At 42.9% G+C, this 8,287-nt stretch carries 6 protein-coding genes and 1 other annotated feature; all 6 genes read right to left on the reverse strand.

Annotation, left to right across the window (positions count from 1 at the left end; all coding sequences use genetic code 11):
• Positions 1 to 3: 3 nt before the first annotated feature.
• Entirely contained in the window at positions 4 to 2,628 is a 2,625-nt protein-coding gene (gene alaS, locus DAHG_RS17855) for an alanine--tRNA ligase (protein ID WP_022939720.1), read from the reverse strand.
• Between the two features lie 45 nt (positions 2,629 to 2,673).
• Positions 2,674 to 2,863, reverse strand: a binding site (T-box leader).
• Positions 2,864 to 2,903: 40 nt separating this feature from the next.
• Positions 2,904 to 3,959 carry an AI-2E family transporter gene (locus tag DAHG_RS20215; protein WP_022939721.1) on the reverse strand — a complete coding sequence of 352 codons (1,056 nt, stop codon included), beginning with the start codon at positions 3,957 to 3,959 and terminating at the stop codon, positions 2,904 to 2,906.
• Between the two features lie 23 nt (positions 3,960 to 3,982).
• Positions 3,983 to 4,141 (reverse strand): hypothetical protein, encoded by a 159-nt coding sequence (locus DAHG_RS21255; RefSeq protein WP_022939722.1) that lies wholly within the window; start codon positions 4,139 to 4,141, stop codon positions 3,983 to 3,985.
• Positions 4,142 to 4,187: 46 nt separating this feature from the next.
• Entirely contained in the window at positions 4,188 to 6,380 is a 2,193-nt protein-coding gene (gene recD2, locus DAHG_RS17870) for an SF1B family DNA helicase RecD2 (protein WP_022939723.1), read from the reverse strand.
• 11 nt (positions 6,381 to 6,391) lie between these two features.
• Entirely contained in the window at positions 6,392 to 7,111 is a 720-nt protein-coding gene (locus DAHG_RS17875; protein WP_022939724.1) for a CPBP family intramembrane glutamic endopeptidase, read from the reverse strand.
• Entirely contained in the window at positions 7,101 to 8,255 is a 1,155-nt protein-coding gene (gene mnmA, locus DAHG_RS17880) for a tRNA 2-thiouridine(34) synthase MnmA (RefSeq protein WP_026881070.1), read from the reverse strand. The genes DAHG_RS17875 and mnmA overlap by 11 nt, the downstream gene beginning before the upstream one ends.
• Between the last annotated feature and the right edge of the window lie 32 nt (positions 8,256 to 8,287).

The following is an 8,287-nucleotide window of genomic DNA, read 5'->3' on the forward strand; positions in this document are numbered from 1 at the left end:
AAATTAAAGTCCTAAACCTAGTTTATTTTTAACATCTTTAAGTGCTTCATCAAGCTTCTCATCCGATTTGCCGCCCGCCTGAGCAAGATCTGGTCGGCCGCCGCCCTTACCATCGCAAATCAGCGCTGCCTGCTTAACCAGATTACCGCAGTGACAGCCAGCCTTGACCGCCTTCTGACTCGCACCGCTGACAAAGACAACCTTGCCATTATGACTGCCGCCGATAAAGACAACCCCGTCGATCTTATCACGCAAAGTCATTACCATATCCTTTAACGTATTGCCTTCAACATTATCAATGCGTTCAACTAACATAGCTGTGCCATTTACATCAACCGCATTCTTAGCAAGCTCATCAGCCTTAAGGACAAGCATCGAAGCATTGAGCGCCGCATTTTCTTTCTTCACGGCATTTAATTCATCAAGCATCTGCGTGCTCTTTGCCACCACATTGCTTAAACCGTTCAGCTTCAGCATGCCGGCAATCTCCTTCAATTGATTTTCCAATGCGACAAAATCACGATAAGCAGCATAACCGCTCTTGGCTACGATACGGCGCACACCTGATCCGATACTCTCTTCAGATTCAATCTTAAAGACACCGATTTCCTGTGTGTTGTGAACATGACAGCCGCCGCAGAATTCTTTAGAAACATCACCCATGCTGACAACGCGGACAACATCGCCGTACTTTTCATCAAACAAGGCGGTCGCGCCTGTCTTGCGGGCTTCATCAATATTCATATTCTGAATCATTACCGGATTTTTCTGAGCGATATATTGATTGACTAAATCTTCAATCTGCTGGAGCTGTTCCTCACTCACCTTTTCAAAGTGGGTGAAGTCAAAACGCAGATATTCATCGCTGACAAATGATCCGGCTTGCGCGATATGACTGCCTACAACAGCCTTTAAAGCGCTTTGAAGCAAGTGACAGGCAGAGTGATTGCTGGTGATAATCAAACGCTTTTCGGTATCAATCTGACCGGTAACATCATCACCGCATTTAATCGTACCATTCACAAGCTTAACATGATGCAGATGCTGCTTATGCGGAGCCTTCTTCACATCACTAACCTTTGCCTTCATCGCGCCGTTCAGCAGCACACCGCTGTCTGCCACCTGTCCGCCGCTTTCCGCATAGAAACAAGTTTCTGATAAGATAACATCGCCTTCTTCATCAATCACATCCACTTGGTGACCGTCTACGAAGCAAGCAATGACCTTTGCATGACAAATTGTCTCTTCATAGCCGATGAATTTGCTGGCCTCTGTAAAGTTCATTAAATCGGCTGACTGCGAGTTCATTGATTCCAGCGCTTCACGGCTGTTTCTAGCTCTTTCACGCTGTTTCTCCATTTCCTTGTCGAAGCCATCTTTATCTACTTCAAAGCCTGACTCCTGAGCCATTTCAACAGTTAATTCAAATGGGAAACCATAAGTATCATAAAGCTTAAACGCTGTTTCCCCGCTGATTACCTTATCCTTGGTAGATGCGATTACTTCATTCATCAGACGCTCGCCATCAGCTAAAGTAGCATGGAAGCGTTCTTCCTCAGCCTTCACAAGCTTTTGAATATATTCGATCTTTTCACCGATATAAGGATAGTAATCCTTCATGATCTCATAAACAACCGGTACCAGCTGATACATAAAGGCACCTTCAATCTTCAGCTTTCTGCCGAATCTTACCGCCCGGCGAAGCACACGGCGAAGCACATAGCCGCGGCCTTCATTGGCAAACAGCGCACCGTCAGCCAATGCAAAAGTCACTGTACGGATGTGGTCAGCAATAACACGGTATGCCATCTTATTCTCAGCATAAGGAATAGAAGTAAACTTTTCAGTCGCATGAATCAGCGGCAGGAAGAGATCGGTATCAAAGTTAGTTTCACCATCTTGTAAGATGCAGGCTAAACGCTCAAGCCCCATCCCGGTATCAATATTCTTCTGCGGTAATTCCTTATAGTCCTTGCGGTCAACGCCCTCTTTGCCGTCATACTGTGAGAAAACCACATTCCAGATTTCAATATAGCGGTCATTGTCCAAATCCTCAAAAAACAGCCGTTCACCGATATGCTCTGGATCATACGCTTCACCGCGGTCATAGAACATTTCCGTATTCGGACCGCACGGACCTTCACCAATCTGCCAGAAATTGTGTTCTGTCTTACAAATATGCGAAGGATCAACACCCATTTCATTCACCCAGATATTATAAGCTTCAGTATCATCAGGATGTACCGTCACATACATTCTTTCCTTTTCAAAACCGATATATTCAGGACTTGTTAAAAAAGTCCAAGCATAAGTGATCGCCTCACGCTTAAAATAATCACCAATTGAGAAATTGCCGAGCATTTCAAAGAATGTATGGTGACGAGCCGTTCTGCCGACATTTTCAATATCATTGGTACGGATTGATTTCTGCGCATTGGTAATCCGATTGTTGGCTGGTTTGATCGTGCCGTCAAAATATTTCTTTAAAGCGGCAACCCCTGAATTGATCCATAACAACGTAGGATCGTTATGCGGCACTAAAGACGCTCCCGGTTCAACCATATGACCGTTACTTTTAAAATAATCTAAAAACATTTGTCTAATTTCACTGCCAGTTAAATTTTTCATAAAATTTCCTCCTTTTAATTGAAGCATAAAAAAACGCTCCTGTCGTCCAGGAACGTAATAATTACGCGGTACCATCCTGATTCACAGCAAGGCTGTGCACTTAGTTATCCTTAATTAGCGTAAGGGTACGCGCAAAACTCCAACGCAGCCTTCAAACCTTCACCACACAGGCTCACACCAACCGCCTGCTCTCTTCAGAAGTGTTAATTTTACTCCTCATTTTCATCATTTTGCCTTTGTAATTATAGCATATGAAATTTTATTCTTCAAGCATCTCACCAGAAAATATCTTCCCAGCCGCCGACATTCTGATGGGAAGCGGCATGCATATAACTGCGTACTGATATTTGCATAAAGCTGGCTAAAATTGGTGAGAGAATTAAGCCGATAACACCTAACATTGCTTCCCCCAGCAGCAAGCCTAGAAACAGGTATAAGGGATGCACATCCATCGCTTTATGAAAGATCAGCGGCTGAATGAAATTGGCCTCTATCTGCTGAAGCACCCACACCACAGCAATACATAAAATCGGAAACTGCGTAAAATGCAGATAACCGGCTAAGGCAATCAATAAAATACCGATGGTTGCGCCGATATAAGGGAATAAATTTAAAAGAGCCAACAAACCGGCATACAACAGACTATTGGGAAATTTAAACAAGACAAGAATCAGAAAAACACTGACAAAAATAAACAGCAGATCAATACAAGTACCGATAATATACTGTACAACCACATTGCTTCCCGTCTTATAAAAATTAAACCATCGCTGATGATCAACGACATATTTTTTAACCATATTCACGCCGGCATCAAAATCAATGCTGATAAAAAAAGCAATCATATAACTGAGGGTAAAAATAGTAAAGCCAGATACGCCATCCATCACAAATTTCATGCCGATATCTGTCGAGTTGTTGATGAGTGAGCGTTTAAAATCATCATTAAAAACAAAATCCAGCTGATTAGCATTCAGCCAGGACGATAATTCGCTCAGCCAGCTCTCTAATGTTGATGAAATCGTTGACAGCTCATTGATCAAAACCGGCAGCAGCAACAGTAAAAAACCAAGAAAAATAATCATACCGCCGCCGTAGACAATAAACACTGAGGTGCGGTTCGTGAAATACTTATTTAAGCTCATGATGATTGGCTGCAATGACAAAGCTAATATTAAACCATACAGCAAAGGCTTCAGCGCCAGCAGTAAGGTTATCAGCGGATCATAGAGACCTACTGCTTTTAAAATCAGCACTAGGATATAGATGCTAAGACAAGCCGGCAGCCAGCGCATTAAGAGAACGCGCAGCTGATTTACTTTTTCTTTCATAGAAAAACCCCAACGAATGGGGTTTAGTCAAGATACTCTTGAACTGAATGAAGATTTCTCATCATCTGTTTTTTAGCGCGGCGGCCTTTATAGCAAAGCTCATCAATTTCGCTTTCCTTGCAATAACCAACCAAAACACCAATGCCAATACCGCAAAGCAGTGTCATAAGACTTTTATTCATAGTAATCACTCCTTATCACTTTTTAGTATGAGTGAGAGCAATGAATTTATCCAAAATATTCGCGGATTCTTAATTCCAAAGTCGTATTTCTGATTTTTCTTTCCTGCTGAAGAATCGCTTTTTCAAAAGCCTCCCGTTCCCCCAGCAAAACCAGACTTTTTTTGGCACGGGTAACACCGGTATAGATTAAACGGCGCTGCAGCATGATATGGTGCTCATTTAAGATCGGCATAATCACGATTGGATATTCACTGCCCTGTGATTTATGAATTGAAACACAATAAGCATGCGTCAGCACATTAAAATTCTCTGGTGTATATTCAACAATAATGCCGTCAAAATCAACAAAGATACGATTTTGATGATTAAAATCCTCTTCCGCAGGCACAATCTCCGCAATCCTGCCGATATCTCCGTTATAGACATCATCATCCGGCTGATTCTTCAGCTGTAAGACCTTATCGCCTTCCCGAAAGGTTCGAAAGCCCAAACGGATTTCCTTCTTATAAAGCGCCGGCGGGTTGCATAATTTCTGTAAGGCGAGATTTAAACCGTCGATTCCGGATACACCGCTGTACATCGGTGCCAGCACTTGAATATCCGTATCAGCATATCCCTTCTCAAAGGCATTGTTGACAATCTTTAATATCTGATCCTTTACCTGATAATTACGGCATTCAAAAAACGCGACATCATGACCGCTGTCCAATACCGTACAGCAGCCACGGCGGATTTCATGAGCCAGTTCAACAACATCGCTGCCCTGACTCTGCCTGAAGATTTTTTCCAGCCGGCATACCTTAAAGCACTGGCTGGCAATCAGATCCTTCAGCACACAGCCGGGCCCCACCGAAGGCAGCTGGTCTTCATCACCGATCACAAGGATTTTCTTTACCTGTTTGCTGGCCAGCAATAAATTATAGAATAGCCATTGATCAACCATAGAAAATTCATCGATAATCAACAGATCTGCAGTAATCGGTTCCTCAGCATTAACTAAAAACGTATTGCTTTCAAGATCCCATTTCAATAAACGATGAATCGTTGTAGCCTGTACATCGCTGCATTCACTAAGCCGTTTAGCGGCTCGGCCGGTCGGTGCGCATAAGGCGATATTATTGTAGGGGTAATAATTGCGGTAAAGGGCAATAATACCTCTCACAATCGTTGTTTTACCAGTACCGGGTCCGCCCGTTAGGATGGAAAAGGATTCATTAAAAAAATCACGGATTGCTGCTTTCTGTTTTTCTTCATAAGTAATCGCAAAATCAGCTTCAACCTCTTTCAGGCGCTCCTCAAGATCATCCGTAATTGCTTCAATCTCATTCACATAAGGAAAACCTGATAAAAAAGAAGCAATCCCCTTCTCTGCATCATATTGTGTGCTGTGATAGATGCGGTTTTCTTCAATAATGATCATCCGGTCCATTTTCAGCTGTTCTACATACTCATCAATCTCTTCGGCAGTCAGCATCAAGCCTTCTTTGCGCAGACGCTTGGAAAAAGCACTCATAAATTCATCATAGTTTAGAAAACTGTTGCCGCTGCTCATACAGGCATCCAACAGCACTGACAGCAGCAGTGCCTTTAAACGATACGGATGATGCTGTTCAAAGCCCAGACTGTAAGCAATTTTATCAGCGGTTTTAAAACCGATGCCGTCAATGTCTTCAATCATCTGATAGGGATTATTTTTGATGATAGCTGCGGCATCAGCGCCATAAACCACTTCCAGCTTCATAATATTGCGGACACCTAAACCAAGCTTATTGAAAAATACAATGCTGTCATCAACCTCATCATTCTCATCAATGCCGTTAATGATTGATTGAATACGCTTGTCATTTTTCTTCTTAAACAAAGGAATCAGTACATCGGGATCTGCCTTAATTCGCTGAATGGCGTCATTACCCAATTCAGCGACAATCATTTCAGCAGTCTTGCGGCCAATGCCGGGAAACAGCGCACTGGAAAAATAACGCACCAAAGAGTCCTCATCCTTAGGCATGACCTTTTCCATGCTTTGCGCAGCAAATTGTACGCCATATTTTTCATGTTCGATATAACTGCCCTTTAATGAAACAAGCACATCCATCTGCAAAGCAGCAAAGCAGCCAGTCACTATACAGTCTTTCTCATTTAATTCATGCAGACGAAAACGAGCTACCGTAAAGCCGTTATAATCGTTGCGATAGCGGATCGAAACAAATTTACCAACAATCTCAATAAGCTCTTCCATCTTCGCCCTCCTTATAAAAACATGGCTAAGGTGCCCAGCAGGTTAACCATAAAATGAAGCATGATACTCGGATAGATTGAATCATTCTGCTCATAGGCAATACATAATATGAAGCCGATACCGGCATATGTCAGCAAGTACCAGGCATCGGTAAAATTACCCGCCAGCAGCGATGAATAAATATGAATTGAGCCAAACATCAAGCCGCTGATCAGCATGGAACAGATAAAGTTCAGCTTTGCGCGGCAGCAGCGAAAAAAGACACCGCGAAACAAGGTTTCCTCAACAATCGGTGCATAGATGACAGTGATAAAAGCCGTCAGCAGCGGAATGGCCTTCATTGACTGATCCAATCCCTCCTGATTTACACTGCTGGCCGTCCCTGACAACATTGAGGCAATCAAAGAGAAGCCGATATTTGCTAAATAAACGATGATACATAAAAAGAAGACATTTTTCAGCACTTTACTCAGCGGCGGCAATTTCTGCCAGCTTTCCTTAAACAGCGGAAAAGCTACGATGACTGAGAATAGGATCATCCAAATATAAAAAGCAAATAAGACCGCACTTGATGTCTGGATTGCCCAAGGATTAAGCCATAATGTAATACGAGCCGCCCATCGCGGATAAAAGTAAGCAAAGCCTACATAGTAATTAAGAATCAACAACAGACAGCGCAGCGGCGATAAAGGCGCCTTGTCCATCCTTGTGCCTGTCAGTTTAACGGCCATTGGCAAGTCTCTTTTCCAAACGGGATGCTAATGCTTCACCGTGATAGAACACTTCATCGATCACACCGCCGCCAAGACAGCACTCACCCTGATAGAAAACCGCTTCCTGACCGCATGTAACCGCCTTAACCGCAGGGTCACATTTCACAAATACCGTAGTGTCATCAATAAAACGAATCGTTACCTCATTATCTTTTTGACGATAACGGAATTTTGCACTGCATTGAAGCTCACCCTGCGGCTTATCCTTGGCAAACCAATTGACACCGCTAACCAAACAGCTGTCACTTAACAGCCATTCATTTTCATCACCATTGGCAACGTATAGAATATTCTTCTCAACATCCTTGCCTACGACAAAATAAGGGCCGTGATCACCGCCGATTCCCATGCCGCGGCGCTGACCAATCGTATAGTATAACACACCCTCATGGCTGCCAACCTGAGCTAAGCTATTTATATCAACAATAATTCCCGGTTTTGCGGGCAGATAATTCTGCAGGAATTGTTTAAAATTACGTTCACCAATAAAACAGATGCCGGTGGAATCTTTCTTTTTCGCAACCGCCAGCTCCCACTCATCAGCAATCCGCCGTACCTCAGGCTTAGCTAAATCACCAATAGGAAACAATGTCTTCGCAAGCGCATGAACCGGTACCTGACATAAGAAATAAGTCTGGTCTTTATTCTCATCACTACCCCGCAATAACTTAGTTTCACCTTCATTGCTGACTCTGGCATAATGGCCGGTTGCCACTAAGTCAAAGCCTTGTTCCATCGCAAATTTAAAGAAAGCATCAAATTTTACATATTTATTACATAGAATATCTGGATTAGGTGTTCTGCCTTTTTTATATTCATCTAAGAATTGAGTAAAAACATTATCCCAGTATTCTTTCACAAAATCTACGCGTAAAAGCTCAAGACCTAACCGGTCTGCTACCCGTTTCGCATCCATATAATCCGCTTCCTGAGGACAGACGTCATCCTGAATCGTCGGATTTCCTAATATATCATTGTTTGCCAGTGCATCCCAGTTACGCATAAATGCACAAGTAACATCATAACCCTGTTCCTTTAGAATGACAGCCGCTACTGCCGAATCTACACCGCCGGATAAACCCAGCAATACTTTCTTACCCATTGTCATCACCTCGTATTATTATACATGAAATC

The organism is Dielma fastidiosa (assembly GCF_000313565.1).
GTDB lineage: Bacteria > Bacillota_I > Bacilli_A > Erysipelotrichales > Erysipelotrichaceae > Dielma > Dielma fastidiosa.